We start from the raw sequence: 17698 nt of genomic DNA on the forward strand, positions 1-17698 counted from the left end.
AGCATCGCTGGCTCGACAGGGGAAGCCGGGGGCGTGGACGCGCGGACTCTGGCGGGCGAGCCACCCGGCGGCGGCTGGCGAGAGGCGGACAGTCGGGCGGACGGGATAAGCCGGCCGAACTGCTGGCCTCTCGCGAGCGTCACGCTCACGGAGTGGGAATCTCGCGGACCATAGCGGCCATCGATCAACCTGCGATCATTCTAGCTGGTAGATGCCACGGAGCGGCAGATCTCCAACCCGTTCTTGTACGTCGTCACTTCGGCGTGCTCGCAGGTGCACGCCATGAGAACCACGCGGGACACCTGGCCGTCCTCGACGAACCACACCGCGCCGGCGCCATCCAGCACCGCGGCCATGCCCAGCTGCACCGTCCACGGGCCCGCCGGAACGCTCTCCGCGTGCTCCAGCACATCCAGGGCCAGGAGCGCGCCCGAACCCTCCGGGCCGTCCACCGTTCTCACATTCATGCCTGCCTCCAAAGGCGTTCGTCCCAGTGCTGAATGCCGGGCGACGTGGGATCCATCTCCACGAACTCGTAGTGCCTGCCGGTCAGCCAGTGCGGCTTGTCCACGGGCACTTTCAGGGGCTTTCGCTTCTTCGCGGGCTTCTCCTGCTCGCCCTCGTCGACTGTCTGTTCTGCCATGGTTCCTCCTTAGGCCCCCCTACCTCACGATCTGAGCAGCGGTGTTTTTCTCTGACCGCGGCGGGCCCCCAGGGAACACAACTCGCGATCTGAACTCCCCTACCCGTCAGGCTGCGGGGTCGGGTCCGCTGGCTTCCATGCGGGCGAGCGCGTCGCGTGCCTTGACGACGTTGCCGGGCCGGCCGGACAGTCCGAGCTCGGCGAGCGCGCCGAGGGCTATCGCGGCGGCCTGGCGGCTGGTGGCCGGGTCGAGGGCCTCCAGGAGGACGGCGACGCCCATGCTGTCGCGTCGTAGTGCTGCGAGTGCAAGTCGTGCACCGTGCTGCTCGACGGTGTTGATGCGGGCGAGCTTGGCCCGGTGCCGTGCGGTGAGTCCGTGCTGCCGTGCTGTGTCGAGTGCTGCTCGTCTCTGTTGCTGCGCTTGCCGTCTGCGCTTGGCTGCGTCGATCTGCTGCTCGACGAGGTCGTTGACGTCGGTCATGTCTCCTCCGGTAGAACGTGCTGCTGCTGGTGGGTCAGGTTGAGCCCCGGGGTGGGGTGGCACCCCGGGGAGGGGGCTATTCGGCGAGGGGGTGGGGGGTGTGGTTGGGGCAGACGGGGGCGTGTGCGTCGAGGCAGGGGCTGCGCCGGTCGGTGTGGATCCGGGCCCCGCAGCCGGCCAGGCAGAGCCGGTACTTGCCTCGGCGGACGGGGTGCCCGCAGGCAGTACAGAAGAGAGGCACCCGGCGGGTCATGACGGCTCGGGTTCGATCAGCTGCACGAAGTTGACGGAGTCGCGGGGGTCGTCGCAGAAGCCCTGCGTGTCCGCGCTGGTGGGCCTGCAGAAGCCGTCGTCGGTGATGAGCCATGCGACGACCGGCATGGTGAAGATGTCGTCGCCGTCCTTGAACTGGGCCCGCCAGCCGCCGCCGGGGATGGCTGCCACGACGGGTCCGTTCTCGGGGCAGACGTCCTCGTAGTTGCTCCAGCAGTCGGCCCGGCACAGCGTGTTGTTGCGTCCGACGACGAGCGGGTGGCCGTCGTCGTCCCAGGCGACGACTTGCTTCGTCGTGAAGTAGGTGGCCTCGGTTCCGTCCGGACGATTGGCACCCTGTCGGTAGCGCGCCTGGAACGGCTGAGTGGCGGGGATCATGCGTCTACTCCTCGTCTGTGGTGGCTGTCGAAAGGCGGCAGCAAGAAAGAGGGGGACGGGGGACGTCTGAGAGCTCTTCTTCTGGAGGCTTGGTGTCCCCCGTCCACGTGTCCCCCCTATAGGGGGACGGGGGACACGGGGACACCGGTGGGACCGTGTCCCCCGGGGACACCGGGGGGACACTCGGGGGACACGGGGACACCTGCTACTCCTCCGGCTCGAAGGGCTTGATGAGGGTGTGGAGCTTGGACCGGTTCGGCCCCTGCTCGACCGCGACGAACCCCTCGTCTACGAGGGCAGCCAGAGCTGTCGCCAGCACGGCCTTCTGGCCGCCGACGCGGGCTTCGAGCCCTCGGACGTTCAGCTGCTCGCCTGCGTTCGCGATGGCGTCGGAGATCTTCTTCATAACGTCCGCGTGCCGGATGGGTCCGTCGTTCTCGATGGGCGGGTAGAGGATCCCTTCGGTGAAGGTGGGGTCGTGGGACTTCAGGACGAAGTCGGCGAACCAGTGGAGGCCGCTCTGATGAGGCAGGGCGTGGCGCCTGAGCTGGCCGGGCCGGTCCTTGGCGATCCGCACCGTGGACTTGCCCGTGACTCCGACCCCGAACGGCGACCGGTTCTCAAGGACGTACATGGCGCCGTTGAGCCCGTTGAGCTTGTGGACGCCTCCGATGGCGTACCGGCCGCGGCCTTCCTTGTCCTTGACGACGTGGTCGAGGGTGGTGACCGCGGCGCCCATCTCAGCGATGGGCCGCAGCAGCATGCGGCCGAACTTGGCGACGTCGGTGTTGTCCTTCAGCTCAAGGCCGTGCATGGCCATGCCTTCGGTGACGCCGTCGATGGGGACGAACGTGGGCCGGAGGTCGTTGAGGGCCTGGCCGATCTCCAGCCGGTTCAGGCCGATGGTCAGCGGCTCCTCGGGCCGGATGTACGCGAACCGGTCGCTGATGTCCTTGATGCTGGCGCCGAGGGCGAGCAGCCGGCCGACGACCCCGGGCGCGTCGTCCTCAAAGTCGATGAAGACGACCGCGTTCCCGACTGCCAGCTCGTAGGCCACGGACATGAGGGCGAACCAGGTCTTGCCGCCCTCCGACTCGCCGACGACGGAGTGCATGCGGCCCGCGTAGAAGAGCGGTACGCCGTCATTGCGGCGACCGATGGTGGGCTGCGGCGCCTTGTACGTGCCGTCGAGGACGTCTTGCAGGTCCCGGGGGCGCCACGTGGGCACTGGGACGGCGGGGGCTTCGGCGACGGCGAGTCGCGGCTCGGGCACCCCGGGGCGGGGAACGTCGGGCGGCCCTGCCCCCCAGTCCTCCGGCCACATTTCGGGGTTGGTCACGCGGCCATCCCCCTCTCGTCTGCGTAGGTGAGGTAGCGGCCGTCGCCGCCGGGGACGCGGATGGGCGGCCATCCGGGGGTGGCCTGCAGCTGGTGCGGCTCGCGCTTCACCTGGCGGGCTTCCCGGATCTCCTGGAAGCCGCGGATGCGGTTGGTGGCGGCGAGGATCTGTGCGGCGAGCCGTCGTGCGTCGCCGAAGACGTGGACGTACCAGTCGACGTCGTCGAGCTGCTCGAGGGCCTGGCCCTGCAGCCGCCACTGTTCGGCGGCGACGAACACGCTGAACCGCTTCTCCCGGCTGAGCGGGTCAGCGGCGTAGAACTCGGGAGTGCCGTACACCGGCCAGCTGGTAATCGGCGGAAGGGTCGGCCACGCGCCGGGTACCCGGGCGGGCTGCTGCTGTGGCAAGCTGGCCTCAGTCGACCCGCCAGGCGCGGAGACTTCCTGAGAAGGGCCGGGGTCCAGCCGGCCCTTCTTTGCGTTTCCGTTCATGCTGCTTCCCGCGCCTCCCCGGACAGCAGCCGCACAAGGTCGGCCGTGATGACGACATGGCGGGTGCCCACGGGGATGGTCTTGACGGGGCTCTCGCCGCACTTCACCCGCTCGTACAGGTGGCTGCGGCTGCAACCGATAGCGCGCGCGGCCTCGGCCACGCTGACGGTGGCGGGCCACTTGCGGACGTCGGCCAGGGTGGGTTGTGAGGACTTCTTCACGCGGCACCTCCGGTCTGGACGGTCTGGGCCAGCAGCCACGCCTCGATGGCGCTGCGCCGGTACTTGATGCGCCCGCCCCTGCCGGGTGTCTGCTTGATGTACTCGGGCCCCAGGCCCATCCACCGCCACTGGGCGAGCGTCTGAACGCGGAAGCCGTACTCCCCTTCGACCTGCCTGGGAGTCAGGAACTCCTCGGCCATTATGCCTCCAAGCGAGTTGAATCTAGGTTCGTGTGACCCTAGACTGGGTCCATGAAGCCAAAAGTAGCAGACACCCCGACGCGGAGAAAGATTCAATTGACTCCTAGTCTTCTGTTCATGACTGACGAGCAGAAGAAGCGCCGCGGCGCCGTGGAGATGGGAGCGACCGCCGCAACGGTGGCCGCGAACGTGCGTCGCCTGCGGGATGACGTGCGCGGATGGTCGACCTATGAGCTTGCAGGAAGGCTCGCCAAGGCTGGCCGGCCGATCGCCCCGTCGGCGGTGGCCAAGATCGAGCGGGGCGAAAGGCAGGTGTCTGTCGACGATCTGATGGCGCTTGCCGTGGTTCTAGGGGTATCTCCGGTGACGCTCCTGCTTCCCGTCGATGCGCGGCAGTCCACGGAGGTCACAGGGGCGGGCCAGGTCGACGCCAAGGCGGCTTGGCACTGGGCGTGGTGCAACGACCCCTTGCGCTTCCCGGACGGAGTCGACGATGAGGAGGCCCACCGGTACCTGACCGAGTTCCTGCTCTACTCGCGACCCATCGGACTCTTCGCGCCGCAGGGCGACGACCGCATCCCCGGAGCCATGAGGGAACGGAGGGGCGGCGATGGCTGAGCCCAAGCGGATCGTCCTGCGAGACGGGGCGGTTCGGTATCGCACGGTCGTCGACGCCGGCCGCGACGAGACCGGCAAACGGATCCAGCTCACCATCACCCGGGACACCCAAAAGGAAGTCCGGGCCGAGCGTGCGCGGATCGAGGCAGGGCGGGCCGCGGGCACGCTGATCGTCCCGAATAAGATCACGCTGGGCGAGTGGCTCGATCAGTGGCTGGAGTACAAGCGGCGCGACGTCGAGGAGACGACGATCCGCACGTACCGCCTGGCCCTGGTGCACGTCTACGACCAGCTCGGGCACATCCGTCTCCAGGAGCTGACCGAGGACGACGTCCGCGACTTCGTTGATGAGCTGGTGGCTGGCGGCCGCCGCAGGGGCGGGGAGAAGGGCACGCGCCTGATGGTGTCCACGGTCGAGGGGGTCCTGACCCGACTCCGGGGGGCGCTGTCCCGGGCTGTCGTCCGGAAGTTGGTTGCCGTCAACGTGGCCGCCGAGGTGCGGCCTTCGCTCGCCGACAAGAAGACGGATAAGCGGGAGCGGGACAGGGTCAAGCCGTGGACCGTGGCGGAAGTCCAGACGTTCATCCGTGGCATCAATCAGGACCGTCTATTCGCGCCGCTGCTGCTGTCGCTGATGGGGCTTCGGCCGGCTGAGGTGTGCGGCGTGCGATGGGTCGACGTCGACCTCGAGGACGGCCTGCTGTCCATCACCCAAACCCGCACGATGATCGGCAATCACCGGGTGCTGGAGAAGGACACCAAGACCGCATCCGGTGAGCGCGTCCTCCCGCTGCCCCGCGGCCCGTGGGAGGCGTTGCGGGCCCTGCGCCTACAGCAGGGCCGCGAGAAGGAGACTGCAGGCGAGGCGTACACGGACGCCGGGTACGTCGCCGTGAACGAGCTGGGCATCCCGCTGAACACGCGGCAGCTACGGGAGTACGCGTACCAGATGATGGCGGACCTGAAGCTCCGCCGTGTGCGGCTGTACGACGCCCGCCACTCCGTCCTCAAGGCCCTGGCGCTCAGCGGCGTGCCCGACGTCATTCTTGCCGCGTGGGCCGGCCACACGAACGCGGCCTTCACCAAGCGCAAGTACGTGTCCATCGAAGCCGAGGACATGAGGGGCGCCGCGGCCGCCCTGGACGTCTTCCACGGCGGAGATCAAAAAGAGCTCGTGTGAGAGATTGTGAGAAATGATCTCTCACACATCCATTCACAACCCTCTGACCTGCGTAGATGACTCCAGGAGTAGAACAGTGGAGGGATTCTACTTGGGCCACCGCTGTGTGTTTACGCAGGTAGGGCCACCGCTCGGGATTGTGCCTTGCTACGAGAGCGGCGCGTCCCCGTACGGCAGCAGCTCGGGGCGCTTGGCAGGGCGGCCGTCCCCGGAGGAGCGGCCCGTCAGGCGGCGGCCGATCCACGGGAGCAGGTGCTGCCGGGCGAAGCTCAGGTCCTGGGCCCGGCGTACGGTCCAGCCCGGGGGAGCGGAGACGGGCAGTTCGGTGCGCCAGTCCAGTTCGGCGGGCAGGCCCAGGGCCTGCCAGACGGCCTCCGCCACCCGGCGGTGGCCCTCGGCGGTCAGGTGCAGCCGGTCGACGTCCCACATCCGGGGGTCCGCGAGCACGGAGGCCCCGTACAGGTCCACCACCGCGGCACCGTGCCGGGCGGCGAGCTCCTCGATGATGGCGAAGAGCTCCTCCATGCGCGGCCGGAAGCGTTCCATCACCGGCCCGTTGCGCCCGGGGGAGCGCATCAGGACGAGGCGCTTGCAGGAGGGGGCGAGGAGTTCCACCGCCGACTCCAGGTGGTCGCGGACCCGGCCCATGTCCACCTTGGGGCGCAAGGCGTCGTTGAGTCCGCCCACCAGGGTCACCACGTCGGCGCCCATCGCCGCCGCCACCGGGACCTGGTCCTCGGAGATCTGGCCGATCAGCTTGCCGCGGACCGCGAGGTTCGCGTAGCGGAAGCCCGGCTCCCGGGCGGCGAGGCGGGCGGCCAGCAGATCGGCCCAGCCGCGGTAGGAGCCGTCCGGAAGCAGGTCGGACATGCCCTCGGTGAAGGAGTCACCGATCGCGACAAAACTGGTGTACGAGGCATTCATCTCCATGGCGGAGTGATGTTACCGCGCGGTACCCCGGCCTCGCGGGGCCGGGGACCGCACGCCTCGAAGGATCACGTGGAGGCGGGCCTGCCGAACAGCTCCCGCAGGACGTCCTCCATCGTCACCAGGCCCGTCATGGCGCCGTCCGTCCCGAGCACCGCCGCCAGGTGCGTACGGCTGCGCCGCATGGCGGTGAGCACGTCGTCCAGCGGGGTCTCCGCCCGCACCTGGGCGATCGGCCGCAGCGCCGTCACCGGGAAGGGCGCCTCCCGCTCCTCGTCGTCCGCGTCCAGGGCGTCCTTCACGTGCAGGTAGCCCAGGATCTTGTGCTGCGCGTCGATCACCGGGAACCGGGAGTACCCGGAATCGGCCGACAGCAGCTCCAGCCCGGCCGGAGTGATGCCCTCCCGGGCCGGGACCACCTGGTCCGCGGGCAGCACCACATCGGTCACGGGCCGCCGGCCCAGTTCCAGCGCGTCGTGCAGGCGCTCGCTCGCCCGGTCGTCGAGCAGCCCCGCGTCACTGGAGTCCTTGACCATCCGCGCCAGCTCGTCGTCCGAGAAGGTCGCCGCGACCTCGTCCTTGACCTCCACCCGCAGCAGCCGCAGCAGGGCGTTGGCGAAGGCGTTGATCGCGAAGATCACCGGCCGCAGCACCTGCGTGAGGGTCACCAGCGGCGGCCCGAGCAGCAGGGCGGTGCGCACGGGCTCGGACAGCGCCACGTTCTTCGGCAGCATCTCGCCGAAGAGCATGTGCAGGTACGTCGCCAGCGTCAGCGCCACCACGAAGGAGATCGCGTGGGTCACGCCCGCCGGTACCCCGACGAGGTCGAACAGCGGGGTCAGCAGATGGGCGATGGCCGGCTCGGCCACCACACCCAGCACCAGGGTGCACAGCGTGATGCCCAGCTGGGCCGCAGCCATCATCGCCGACACGTGCTCCAGTCCCCACAGGACGGCGCGGGCCCGCCGGTCGCCCTGCTCGGCGTACGGTTCGATCTGGCTGCGCCGGACCGAGATCAGCGCGAACTCCGCACCGACGAAGAAGGCGTTGACGACCAGGGTCAACAGGCCGATCAACAGCTGGATGACGGTCATCGGGCCTCCTCCGTTCCCGCGGTGGGCCCGGCCGGGGCGTGCAGCAGCACGCGCGCGGCCCGTCGCCCGCCGGCGTCCACCACGTTCAGCTGCCAGCCGTTCAGTTCCATGTGGTCGCCGACCGCCGGGATCCGGCCGAGTTCGGTCGCTATCAGGCCTGCCAGGGTCTCGTACGGACCGTCGGGTACGTGCAGTCCGATCCGCCGGAGCTGGTCGGTGCGCGCCGCGCCGTCGGCGGAGTAGAGCAGGCGCCCGGAGTCGTCCGTACCGGCCGGGGCCAGGTCCGGGGTCTCGTGCGGGTCGTGCTCGTCGCGGACCTCGCCGACGACCTCCTCGACGATGTCCTCCAGCGTGGCCACCCCGGCCGTGCCGCCGTACTCGTCGATGACCACGGCCATCGTCTGCTTGCCGGACAGCCGGTCCAGCAGCCGGTCCACGGTCAGCGACTCCGGTACGAGGAGGGGCTCGCGCAGCAGCTGCGACACGGGACGGCGGCGGCGCTCCGCCGCCGGCAGGGCCAGGACGTCCTTGATGTGGACGATGCCGACGACCGTGTCGAGGCTGCCCCGGTACACCGGGAAGCGGGACAGGCCGGTGGCCAGCGTCGCGTTCGCCACGTCCTCGGCGGTGGTCTGCACGTCGAGGGCGGTGACCTGCACGCGCGGGGTCATCACGTTCTCCGCGGTCAGGTCGGCGAGGTTCAGGGTCCGGACGAAGAGCTCGGCCGTGTCCTTCTCCAGCGCGCCCGCCTTCGCGGAGTGACGCGCGAGGGCGACCAGCTCCTGCGGGGTGCGCGCGGAGGCCAGCTCCTCGGCCGGCTCCATGCCGAAGCGGCGCACCAGGTGGTTCGCGGTGGTGTTGAGGTGGCTGATCAGGGGCTTGAAGGCCCGGCTGAAGACCCGCTGCGTGGTCGCCACGCGCTTGGCGACCGCCAGCGGGGAGGAGATCGCCCAGTTCTTGGGCACCAGCTCGCCGACGACCATCAGGACGACGGTGGAGATCGCGGTGCCGAGGATCAGGGCGGCGGAGGAGGCCGTGCCGGCCGACAGGCCCATGGCCTCGAAGGGGCCCTGGAGCAGGGCGGAGATCGACGGCTTGGAGATCATGCCGATGACCAGGCCGGTGACGGTGATGCCGAGCTGGGCGCCGGAGAGCTGGAACGTCAGGGTGCGGACGGCGGCCAGGGCGCTGTCGGCCCCGCGCTCGCCGCGTTCAACGGCCTGTTCGAGTTCGCTGCGCTCGACGGTCGTGAGCGAGAACTCGGCCGAGACGAAGACTCCGCAGGCAAGGCAGAGCAGCAGTGCCACGACGAGCAGGAGCACCTCGGTCATCGGTCGATCACCTCCGTCCCAGGATCGGCCAGGAGGTGGGGTACCGCGCGATGTCGCGAACGCGTATGTCGTGGACTGGGAGGCTCGCCCATGGGCGGACGCTCACACCTTTCGCTCAAGAGGGACCTTTCACCACATGGTAAAGGACGGGCAAAGGGAACGGATCATTCTTTTGGCGGAGCGCGGCCGGATGATGGGATTCGGCCATGACTGATCTTCATATCGGCTCCGCGGCGGCGGCAGACCTGGGCGCGGTCCTGGCCTTCTGGAAGACCGCCGCGGAGGGAACGAGTATCAGCGACGATCTCGCCGGGGTCGAGCGGCTGCACGATCGCGACCCCGAGGCGCTGCTGCTCGCCCGGCGTGACGGGGAACTCGTCGGCACGGTGATCGCCGGGTTCGACGGGTGGCGCTGTCACCTCTACCGGCTCGCCGTGCACCCCGCGTACCGGAGGCAGGGCATCGGGGCCGCCTTGCTCGCCGCCGCCGAGGAGCGGTTCGTGGCGCTGGGCGGGCGGCGCGGGGACGCGAGGGTGCTCGATCGCAACGAGCGGGCGCACCGGGTGTGGGAGGCGGTGGGCTACCGGCCGCAGGAGCTGTGGACGCGCTGGGTCAAGCCGCTCGGCTAGCCTCCGGTGCCGGTGCCGGTGCCGGTGCCCGTGCCTGGGCCTGGGCCGGTGGGTGCGGCTGACCGTGGTCGGGCGGCCGCACCTCAAGGATTCGGGGCTCCGCCCCGGACCCCGCGCCTCAAATGCCGGCGGGGCTGGGCTTGACGTCGGCTGGGCTCCGCCCCGGACCCCGCGCCTCAAATGCCGGCGGGGCTGGGCTTGACGTCGGCTGGGCTCCGCCCCGGACCCCGCGCCTCAAACGCCGGCGGGGCTGGGTTTGACGTCGGCTGGGCTCCGCCCCGGACCCCGCGCCTCAAACGCCGGCGGGGCTGGGGTTTGTGGCGGCGGGGGTGAAGGACGGTGGGGGCCAGGTGGACAGGAAGGACTCCGCCGACCAGGTGCCCGACAGGGACGGGGCGAGCCAGGACGGGGCCGACGCGCGGAAACGGTCCGGCGCGAGGGTTCCCGAGCCCTCCGGGACGGCGCCCAGCAGCGGCAGGCCCGAGGACTTCGTGAGGTCCGCCAGGTTGCAGCGCGCCGCGAGATCCGGGTTCTGCGGCCAGCTGCCGACCACCACACCCAGCGGGGTCAGTTCCCGGGCCCGCAGGGCCTCCGCCGTGAGGGTGGTGGAGCTGAGCGTGCCGAGACCCGCCTGGGCGACGATCAGCGTCGGCGCGCCGAGCAGGCGGGCCGCGTCTGCCAGCGTGTTGCCCGACTCGTCGAAGCGGACGAGCAGCCCGCCCGCACCCTCCACCAGGACCAGGTCGTGGTCCAGCGACAGCCGTTCCGCGGCCTCCGCGATCTGTGCCGGGGACAGCGTCGGCAACCCCGAGCGGCGGGCCGCCGTGTCCGGGGCCAAGGGCTCCGGATAGCGGGCCAGTTCCACCGCCGTGACGGAGGGACCGGCCAGCCGGACCGCCTCCGCGGCGTCCCCCGGCTCCTGCGGGCCGACACCCGTCTGCGCGGGCTTGAGCACCGCCACCGAACGGCCGGCGGCCACCGCGGCGGCCGCGATCGCCGACGTGACCACCGTCTTGCCGATCTCGGTACCCGTCCCGGACACCATCAGTACGGACATCTCAGCCTTCCTGCGCCGCCGCGCACACCGCACGGCAGATACGGTCCACGTCCTCGTCACCGGTCACGAACGGCGGCATCACGTAGATCAGGTCCCGGAACGGGCGCACCCACACGCCCTCCCGAACCGCCGCCCGGGTGGCGGCCACCACGTCGATCTCGTGGTCGAGCTGCACCACGCCGATGGCGCCCAGGACGCGTACGTCCTTCACCCCGGGGATGCCGGCCGCGGCCGACAGGCCCTCGCGCAGCCCCGCCTCGATCCGCTTGACGTCGGTCGCCCAGTCCTGGCCGAGCAGCAGCTCGACCGAGGCCAGGGCCACGGCCGTGGCCAGCGGGTTGCCCATGAAGGTCGGCCCGTGCGCCAGCACCGGGACCTCGCCCTGGGAGATGCCGCTCGCCACCCGCTCCGTGCACAGGGTCGCCGCCAGCGTGAGGTAACCACCGGTCAGCGACTTGCCCAGGCACATCACATCCGGGGTGATCCCCGCGTGGTCGGCCGCGAAGAGCGCGCCCGTACGGCCGAAGCCCGTGGCGATCTCGTCCAGGATCAGCAGGACCCCGTACTCGTCGCACAGCTCGCGCAGCACCCGCAGGTAGCCGGGGTGGTGGAAGCGCATACCGCCCGCGCCCTGCACCACCGGCTCCACGATGACCGCGGCCAGCTCGTCCGCGTGTGCGGAGACAGTCGCGCGCAGATGGTCGGCGTACGCCGGGTCCACGGGCGTGTCGAAACCGGCGGGCGGCGCGTCCGCGAAGACCTGCCGCGGCAGGTGACCCTGCCACAGCTCGTGCATCCCGCCGTCGGGGTCGCAGACCGCCATCGGCTGCCAGGTGTCCCCGTGGTAGCCGCCGCGCCAGGTCAGCAGCCGGGTCTTGCCCGTCCGTCCCAGCGAACGCCAGTACTGCAGGCACATCTTGACCGCGACCTCGACGGACACCGAGCCCGAGTCGGAGAGGAAGACGTGCTCCAGCCCCGGCGGGGTGATCTCGACGAGCTTCGCGGCGAGCCGGACGGCGGGCTCATGGGTGAGCCCGCCGAACATCACGTGCGACATCAGGCCCAGCTGCGCGGTGGCGGCCTCGTTGAGCACCGGGTGGTTGTAGCCGTGGATCGCCGACCACCAGGAGGACATGCCGTCGACCAGCTCTTCGTGACCGTGTCCCTGGGACGGGTCGGCGAGCCGCAGCCGCACCCCCGAGGCGGAGGCGATGATCAGCGGCTCCTGCCGCCCGGGCATCGGGCCGTACGGGTGCCAGACGTGCTGCCGGTCCAGTGCGAGCAGTTCCGCGCCGGCGGCCAGCGGTGCACGCTGATCAGGCATTGGGGGCGACGTCCGTCCCCGCACCGCGTCGGCGGACCGCCACCAGCTCCGGGCGGACCTCGCCGGCCTCGGCCTGGACCGGTACGGGCGTCCGGTCCGCCGGCGCGTGGCCGGAGCAGCCGCCGCACGCAGAGCCGCAGCCCGCGGCTTCACCCTCGGCGGGCGCGCCCGAACCGCAGAGCGAGGCGCCGCCGTTCGAACCGCAGCCCCCGCCGGTGGCGGCGGCCGCGACGTCGGAGCGGTGCGCGGGAAGGGTCGACGTACCGGCGCCCTCCACCTCGAAACCGGCGTCCGCGATCATGTCGAGGTCGGCCTGACCGGCCTGGCCCTCACTGGTCAGGTAGTCGCCGAGGAAGATCGAGTTGACGATGTGCAGGGCCAGCGGCTGCATCGAGCGCAGGTGCACCTCGCGGCCGCCGGCGAGGCGGACCTCGACGTCGGGGCAGACGAACCGCGCCATCGCCAGGATGCGCAGGCAGCGCTGCGGGGTGAGGTTCCACTCCTTGGCCAGCGGCGTGCCCTCGAACGGGATCAGGAAGTTGACCGGCACCGAGTCCGCGTCCAGCTCGCGCAGCGAGAAGACGACGTCGACCAGGTCCTCGTCGCTCTCGCCCATACCGGCGATCAGACCCGAGCACGCGGACAGACCGGCGCCGTGCGCCTTCTGCACGGTGTCGACGCGGTCGGCGTAGGTGTGGGTCTTGGTGATCTGCCCGTACGTCGCCTCGGACGTGTTCAGGTTGTGGTTGTAGGCGTCCGCGCCCGCGTCCCGCAGCCGCTCCGCCTGGCCGTCCGAGAGCAGGCCCAGGCACGCGCAGACCTCGACGCCCTCGTTCTGCTCCTTGATCGCCGCGATCGTCTTGCCGACGCGGTCCACGTCCCGGTCCGTCGGCCCGCGGCCGCTCGCGACCAGGCAGACCCGCTTCGCGCCGCCCGCGACACCGGCGGCGGCGGCCTGGGAGGCCTCTTCGGGCTTCAGCCACGTGTACTTGAGGATGCCGGCCGTCGACCCCAGGCGCTGGGAACAGTAGGAGCAGTCCTCCGGGCACAGGCCCGACTTCAGGTTGACCAGGTAGTTCAGCTTGACCCGACGGCCGAACCACTGGCGGCGCACCTTGCCGGCCGCGGCCACCACGTCGAGCAGTTCGTCGTCAGAAGTCGCCAGTACGGCGAGCGCTTCTTCGCGGGTCGGCAGCTCTCGCCGCAGCCCCTTGTCCACCAGGGTGTTCAGCAGGTCCATGAACCCGATCCTGGACCACACCCCCGCTCCCGGCCAAGGAGAGATCGCACAACATGGCCGGATGGGTGTGTGTGTATCACCACACCTGGCGCAGCGGTCACGCGAGCTAGGGTCGGGGCAGGTCTGTGGACTGCCGACAAAACACGAGGACGTGCCGATGCCCGAGCTCACTCCCGACCCGGTGGACGTCTTCGCGTGGATCGATGACGCGGAGCGCGCGCGGGAGGAGGCCGGCCTCGTCCGCACGCTGCGCCCCCGGCCGCCGGTCTCGCCGCTGCTGGACCTCGCGAGCAACGACTACCTCGGCCTGACCCGGCACCCCGAGACCGTCCGGGGAGCGCAGGAGGCGGCCGGGCGCTGGGGTGCCGGAGCCACCGGTTCGCGGCTGGTGACGGGTACGACCGAGCTCCACACCGAGCTGGAGCGGGAGCTCGCCGCCTTCTGCGGTTTCGAGGCCGCGCTCGTCCTGTCCTCCGGCTACGCGGCCAATCTCGCCGCCGTCACCGCGCTCAGCGGCCGGGGCACGCTGGTCGTGTCCGACGCCGGGAACCATGCCTCGATCGTCGACGGCTGCCGGCTCTCGCGCGCCGAGACGGCCGTGGTCCCGCACGCCGACCCGGACACCGCGCGCAAGACGCTCGCCGCGCACGAGGGCCGTGCGCTGCTGGTCAGCGACTCGGTGTTCTCCGTGGACGGGGACGCCGCCCCGCTGGCCGAGTACGCCGCCGCCTGCCGGGACGAGGGCGCCGCCCTGCTCGTCGACGACGCCCACGGGCTGGGCGTGCTGGGCGAGGGCGGCCGCGGCGCGCTGCACGCGGCCGGGCTCGCGGGCGCGCCGTACGTGGTCGCCACCCTGACGCTCTCGAAGTCCCTGGGCAGCCAGGGCGGAGCCGTGCTCGGCCCGGCCCGGGTGATCAGGCACCTGGTCAACACCGCGCGCACCTTCATCTTCGACACCGGACTGGCCCCGGCCGCCGCCGGGGCCGCGCTGGCGAGCCTGCGCCTGCTCCGGCGGGAACCGGAGCGCGCGGACCGCGCCCGCGAGGTGGCCGCCCAGCTGTACGGGCGACTCACCACGTCCGGCCTGACCGCGGCCCGGCCGGACGCGGCCGTGGTGTCGGTACGGGCCCCGTCGGCGTCGGCGGCACTGCGCTGGGCCGCCGACTGCCGCGAGGCGGGTCTGTCCGTGGGGTGCTTCCGTCCGCCGTCGGTGCCGGACGGCATCTCCCGGCTGCGGCTGACCGCCCGGGCCGATCTCACGGGGGACGAGATCGATCGGGCGGTCGCGACGATCCTGGCGACCGCACCCGCGGGAGCCGCGGACGGCCAGGGCCGGTAGGCCGTATCCGGCCGGGGTCCTGGGCGTTCCCGGGTGGTCCCGGACGGGCTACGCGTGCGCGTCGGCCCGTACCGAGGCGAGGAAGCCGGTCCAGGCGGGCCCGGTGAAGAGCACGGCCGGGCCGTCCGTCCGCTTGGAGTCACGGACGGCCAGCAGGCCGCCGTCCAGGACGGCCGCTTCCACGCAGTTGTTCATTCCGGTGCTACGGCTGCTCCGCCGCCACCGCGCGCTGATCAGAAGTCCGCTGTTGGATAAGGGGGTTGCGGACACGGGGGTGCCTCCTTACGCGTCGTCAGCGAGTGAGCTGATGAGATCCGACGAGTCCTGGGGCGGGAGGGCGTGCGCCTGGATGGTGCGGAACGCGGCGCCGTACGCCTCAAGGTCTTCCTTCCGCTCCAGATAGAGGCTACTCGTCAAATGGTCGAGTACCACCACATCCAGATCAGCGATGTCCGGAAATGAAAAAATAACGAACGGTCCGGTCAGGCCGAGATGCCCTCCGACGCTGAACGGAAGGACCTGCAGGCGCACTTGAGGCAGCTTCGACACCTCCGCCAGGTGCCTCAATTGCTCGGCCATCACCCCGGGCCCGCCGATCTGCCGGCGCAGCACCGCCTCGTCCAGCACGGCGCTCAGCTCCAGCGGGGGATCGGCCCGCAGCACCGACTGCCGGGCCAGCCGTACGTCGACCAGCGCGTCCACCTTCGGCTCCGGCAGCCCGCCCAGCGCGGCCCGGGTCACGGCCCGCGCGTACCCGGGGGTCTGCAGCAGCCCCGGCACCACGGACAGTTCCACGGTGCGGGCCGACCTGGCCCCCGCCTCCAGGCTGATGAAGTCCCGGTACTCCTGGGGCAGCAGCCCCCGGTAGTCGTGCCACCACTGGCGGCCGCGCCCGGTGTCGCCCACCGGGCCGGGGCCGGCGGCCGAGGCCGACAGCGCCTCCAGCAGCGCGCGCTGCTCGGGGCTGACGATCTCCCCGTAGGCATCGAGGAGGAGCCGGATGTCCTGCGGCTTCACACCGCTGCGACCTGTCTCGATGCGGCTGATTTTCGACTGGTGCCACCCCATGATCCGGGCCGCCTCACCACTGGTGAGTCCGGACCGGTCGCGCAGGGCACGCAGTTCCTCGCCGAGCTTGCGTCGGCGCACCGCGGGACCGTGCTGCACACCCGCCTCCTTCCACCGGCACAGCTCGCACCAGTCTGCCGTCCAAATACGCTCTTCCGTAGCAGAGTTCACCGCATCGAGCGACAGATATATGCATATCTTGGGGGAAAGGCAGATGTGGCGGCACGATGGGTGGCACTCTGGCGTCCAGCACAGATCCGGGGCTTTTCGCCCCGGTGGGAAAGGGACCGTCGCCATGGCAGATCACCAGGAAGCATCCGTCACTCTGCCGAGCGATCCCGCCTCGGTCGCCGCTGCCCGACGCTATGTCGCGGAGGTGCTGAGCGAGTGGGGACTCCCCGATGACGCCGACACCGCCGACAGCGTCCGGCTGATCGTCTCGGAGCTCGCCACCAACGCCGTACAGCACACTTTCGGCCAGTCGCCGACCTTCACCGTCGACGTCCGGCTGGAGCGCCAGGAGTGGCTGCGCGTCGGGGTGACCGACAGCCACCCGCGCTGGCCCAAGCGGCTCCCGGCCGCCGTCCAGCAGGACAACGGCCGGGGCATGGTCATCATCCGCTGGCTGACGGCGGAGGCGGGCGGCCGGCTCTCGGTCACGCCGACCGAGGACGGCGGCAAGACGGTGTGGATCGCGCTGCCCTGGAGCGTCGGGGCCCCGGCGCGGAGCGTCACCGGCTACTGACCTGCCGGACTCGGACCCGGAACCGGACCCGGAACCGGACCCGGACCCGGACCCGGAACGGGGACCCCGCGGACCCCGGCCTGGAACGGGACCCGCTCAGGCGAGGCCGCGTTCGACCGCGCTGCGCTCGATGCACAGCTCATTGCCCTCGGGGTCGGCGAGCACGACCCAGCCCGCGACGCCGTCCGCGTCGCGGCGGTCGTCCACGAGCTTCGCGCCGAGCCCGATCAGACGCTCGACGGTCTCGTCCCGGGTGCCGGTGGGCGGCTGGATGTCCAAGTGGACCCGGTTCTTGACGGACTTGGCGTCCGGGACCCGGATGAACAGCAGGCCCGGCACTCCGGGCCGGCCGGGCTCCAGCATGATCTCGTCGTCACCCTCCACGTCGTCGGGATGCATCGTGAACCCGGTCACCGCGGACCAGAACTCGGCGACCCGGTAGGGGTCGAGGGCGTCGAAGGTGATGTGCCGGACGGGGTTGACGAACATCTGTCTCCTCGATGGGGGATCCGTGCGCGGAGCCGTATACGGAATCGGGTCCGTGGGGTATCGGAGTTGAACCGGGTACCTGCCCGAAACGTGGGTTAACTCAACGGAAAAGCGCAGCGCTTAGCGTGGCGGCCACGTTCGACCGCCAACGATCACCCATGATCCGGTAAAGCGGCGGTGGTCGGGGCGGAAAGCCTTTCCCTGTGTTGGGCAAGAGGCGCTTGGTTCGGATATGCGCAGGTCAACGGAGTGTTGAAGGCCGGTAGGGTCGCCCCGCCCCTTGTTGATCTTGTCCCGGAAGCTTGGTGATACGAGTGCAACTGACACCGCACGAGCAGGAGAGACTGCTCATCCACGTGGCCGCCGACGTGGCCGAGAAGCGAAGGGCGCGCGGGGTCCGCCTCAACCATCCGGAGGCGATCGCGCTGATCACGTCGCACCTCCTGGAGGGGGCCCGCGACGGCCGGACCGTGGCCGAGCTGATGGCTTCGGGCCGCACCGTACTGACCCGCGAGGAGGTCATGGAGGGGATCCCCGAGATGATCCACGACGTCCAGGTCGAAGCGACCTTCCCGGACGGCACCAAACTCGTCACGGTCCACGACCCGATCGTCTGAAACGGAGTACCCCC

At 70.7% G+C, this 17698-nt stretch carries 23 protein-coding genes; 6 read left to right on the forward strand and 17 right to left on the reverse strand.

From position 1 onward, the window contains the following. Window positions 1–200 precede the first annotated feature (200 nt). The 8 genes from ACFY04_RS30435 to ACFY04_RS30470 all read right to left on the reverse strand — a co-directional run bounded on the left by ACFY04_RS30435 (window position 201) and on the right by ACFY04_RS30470 (window position 4026). Complete coding sequence (locus ACFY04_RS30435; protein ID WP_389121593.1) at window positions 201–467, reverse strand: hypothetical protein; 267 nt, start codon at window positions 465–467, stop codon at window positions 201–203. Next, window positions 464–643 (reverse strand): hypothetical protein, encoded by a 180-nt coding sequence (locus ACFY04_RS30440; RefSeq protein WP_389121594.1) that lies wholly within the window; start codon window positions 641–643, stop codon window positions 464–466. Before ACFY04_RS30440 ends, ACFY04_RS30435 begins: the two co-directional genes overlap by 4 nt. Window positions 644–749: 106 nt before the next feature. Next, a complete protein-coding gene (locus ACFY04_RS30445) occupies window positions 750–1124 on the reverse strand; it encodes a hypothetical protein (protein ID WP_389121596.1) in 375 nt (124 codons plus the stop codon). A gap of 249 nt (window positions 1125–1373) precedes the next feature. Further along, complete coding sequence (locus tag ACFY04_RS30450) at window positions 1374–1775, reverse strand: hypothetical protein (RefSeq protein ID WP_389121597.1); 402 nt, start codon at window positions 1773–1775, stop codon at window positions 1374–1376. Window positions 1776–1980: 205 nt separating this feature from the next. Then, window positions 1981–3114, reverse strand: coding sequence for an AAA family ATPase (locus tag ACFY04_RS30455; protein ID WP_389121599.1), 1134 nt, complete (start codon window positions 3112–3114; stop codon window positions 1981–1983). Continuing rightward, window positions 3111–3452 carry a hypothetical protein gene (locus ACFY04_RS30460; protein ID WP_389121600.1) on the reverse strand — a complete coding sequence of 114 codons (342 nt, stop codon included), beginning with the start codon at window positions 3450–3452 and terminating at the stop codon, window positions 3111–3113. The genes ACFY04_RS30455 and ACFY04_RS30460 overlap by 4 nt, the downstream gene beginning before the upstream one ends. 149 nt (window positions 3453–3601) lie before the next feature. Further along, the gene (locus tag ACFY04_RS30465) at window positions 3602–3826 is read right to left on the reverse strand and encodes a helix-turn-helix transcriptional regulator (protein WP_389121602.1); all 225 of its coding nucleotides are present in this window, start codon (window positions 3824–3826) and stop codon (window positions 3602–3604) included. Next, window positions 3823–4026, reverse strand: coding sequence for a helix-turn-helix transcriptional regulator (locus ACFY04_RS30470; protein ID WP_389121604.1), 204 nt, complete (start codon window positions 4024–4026; stop codon window positions 3823–3825). The genes ACFY04_RS30465 and ACFY04_RS30470 overlap by 4 nt, the downstream gene beginning before the upstream one ends. Before the next feature lie 117 nt (window positions 4027–4143). Here ACFY04_RS30470 and ACFY04_RS30475 point away from each other — a divergent pair, with 117 nt between their 5' ends. Continuing rightward, window positions 4144–4644 (forward strand): helix-turn-helix domain-containing protein, encoded by a 501-nt coding sequence (locus ACFY04_RS30475; protein WP_389121605.1) that lies wholly within the window; start codon window positions 4144–4146, stop codon window positions 4642–4644. Continuing rightward, a complete protein-coding gene (xerC, locus tag ACFY04_RS30480; RefSeq protein WP_389121607.1) occupies window positions 4637–5824 on the forward strand; it encodes a tyrosine recombinase XerC in 1188 nt (395 codons plus the stop codon). The genes ACFY04_RS30475 and xerC overlap by 8 nt, the downstream gene beginning before the upstream one ends. A gap of 147 nt (window positions 5825–5971) precedes the next feature. On the opposite strand, the gene ACFY04_RS30485 is transcribed toward xerC, so the two are convergent. The 3 genes from ACFY04_RS30485 to ACFY04_RS30495 form a co-directional block, all read right to left on the reverse strand. Beyond that, on the reverse strand, window positions 5972–6754 hold the full coding sequence (locus ACFY04_RS30485) for an SGNH/GDSL hydrolase family protein (protein ID WP_389121608.1): 783 nt from the start codon (window positions 6752–6754) through the stop codon (window positions 5972–5974). 65 nt (window positions 6755–6819) lie between these two features. Continuing rightward, on the reverse strand, window positions 6820–7845 hold the full coding sequence (locus ACFY04_RS30490; RefSeq protein WP_389121611.1) for a hemolysin family protein: 1026 nt from the start codon (window positions 7843–7845) through the stop codon (window positions 6820–6822). Further along, complete coding sequence (locus tag ACFY04_RS30495; protein WP_389121612.1) at window positions 7842–9176, reverse strand: hemolysin family protein; 1335 nt, start codon at window positions 9174–9176, stop codon at window positions 7842–7844. Before ACFY04_RS30495 ends, ACFY04_RS30490 begins: the two co-directional genes overlap by 4 nt. A gap of 206 nt (window positions 9177–9382) precedes the next feature. Between ACFY04_RS30495 and ACFY04_RS30500 the strand changes: the two genes are divergently transcribed. Next, entirely contained in the window at window positions 9383–9805 is a 423-nt protein-coding gene (locus ACFY04_RS30500; RefSeq protein ID WP_389121614.1) for a GNAT family N-acetyltransferase, read from the forward strand. 292 nt (window positions 9806–10097) lie between these two features. On the opposite strand, the gene bioD is transcribed toward ACFY04_RS30500, so the two are convergent. From bioD to bioB, 3 genes are read right to left on the reverse strand one after another with little or no spacing between them, the layout of a single operon-like run. Continuing rightward, window positions 10098–10862, reverse strand: coding sequence for a dethiobiotin synthase (gene bioD / locus ACFY04_RS30505; RefSeq protein WP_389121616.1), 765 nt, complete (start codon window positions 10860–10862; stop codon window positions 10098–10100). 1 nt (window position 10863) lies between these two features. Further along, on the reverse strand, window positions 10864–12186 hold the full coding sequence (locus tag ACFY04_RS30510) for an adenosylmethionine--8-amino-7-oxononanoate transaminase (RefSeq protein ID WP_389121618.1): 1323 nt from the start codon (window positions 12184–12186) through the stop codon (window positions 10864–10866). Then, window positions 12179–13426, reverse strand: a complete 1248-nt coding sequence (gene bioB / locus ACFY04_RS30515; RefSeq protein WP_389121621.1) for a biotin synthase BioB — start codon at window positions 13424–13426, stop codon at window positions 12179–12181. Before bioB ends, ACFY04_RS30510 begins: the two co-directional genes overlap by 8 nt. Before the next feature lie 157 nt (window positions 13427–13583). Between bioB and ACFY04_RS30520 the strand changes: the two genes are divergently transcribed. Next, window positions 13584–14765, forward strand: coding sequence for an 8-amino-7-oxononanoate synthase (locus ACFY04_RS30520; protein WP_389121624.1), 1182 nt, complete (start codon window positions 13584–13586; stop codon window positions 14763–14765). Window positions 14766–14813: 48 nt separating this feature from the next. Here the strand turns inward: ACFY04_RS30520 and ACFY04_RS30525 are convergent, their stop codons facing one another. Both ACFY04_RS30525 and ACFY04_RS30530 read right to left on the reverse strand, forming a co-directional pair. Then, window positions 14814–15035 (reverse strand): DUF397 domain-containing protein, encoded by a 222-nt coding sequence (locus ACFY04_RS30525; protein ID WP_373039133.1) that lies wholly within the window; start codon window positions 15033–15035, stop codon window positions 14814–14816. A gap of 12 nt (window positions 15036–15047) precedes the next feature. Beyond that, window positions 15048–15932, reverse strand: coding sequence for a helix-turn-helix domain-containing protein (locus ACFY04_RS30530; RefSeq protein WP_389121626.1), 885 nt, complete (start codon window positions 15930–15932; stop codon window positions 15048–15050). A gap of 196 nt (window positions 15933–16128) precedes the next feature. Here ACFY04_RS30530 and ACFY04_RS30535 point away from each other — a divergent pair, with 196 nt between their 5' ends. Continuing rightward, window positions 16129–16578 (forward strand): ATP-binding protein, encoded by a 450-nt coding sequence (locus tag ACFY04_RS30535; RefSeq protein WP_389121627.1) that lies wholly within the window; start codon window positions 16129–16131, stop codon window positions 16576–16578. Between the two features lie 96 nt (window positions 16579–16674). Here ACFY04_RS30535 and ACFY04_RS30540 read toward each other — a convergent pair whose 3' ends face one another. Beyond that, entirely contained in the window at window positions 16675–17067 is a 393-nt protein-coding gene (locus tag ACFY04_RS30540) for a VOC family protein (protein WP_389121629.1), read from the reverse strand. Between the two features lie 314 nt (window positions 17068–17381). On the opposite strand from ACFY04_RS30540, the gene ACFY04_RS30545 reads away from it, so the two are divergent. Beyond that, window positions 17382–17684, forward strand: a complete 303-nt coding sequence (locus ACFY04_RS30545) for an urease subunit gamma (protein ID WP_030011137.1) — start codon at window positions 17382–17384, stop codon at window positions 17682–17684. Window positions 17685–17698: the final 14 nt, after the last annotated feature.

It is taken from the genome of Streptomyces sp. NPDC001549 (assembly GCF_042894025.1).
Taxonomy (GTDB): Bacteria; Actinomycetota; Actinomycetes; order Streptomycetales; family Streptomycetaceae; genus Streptomyces; species Streptomyces kutzneri.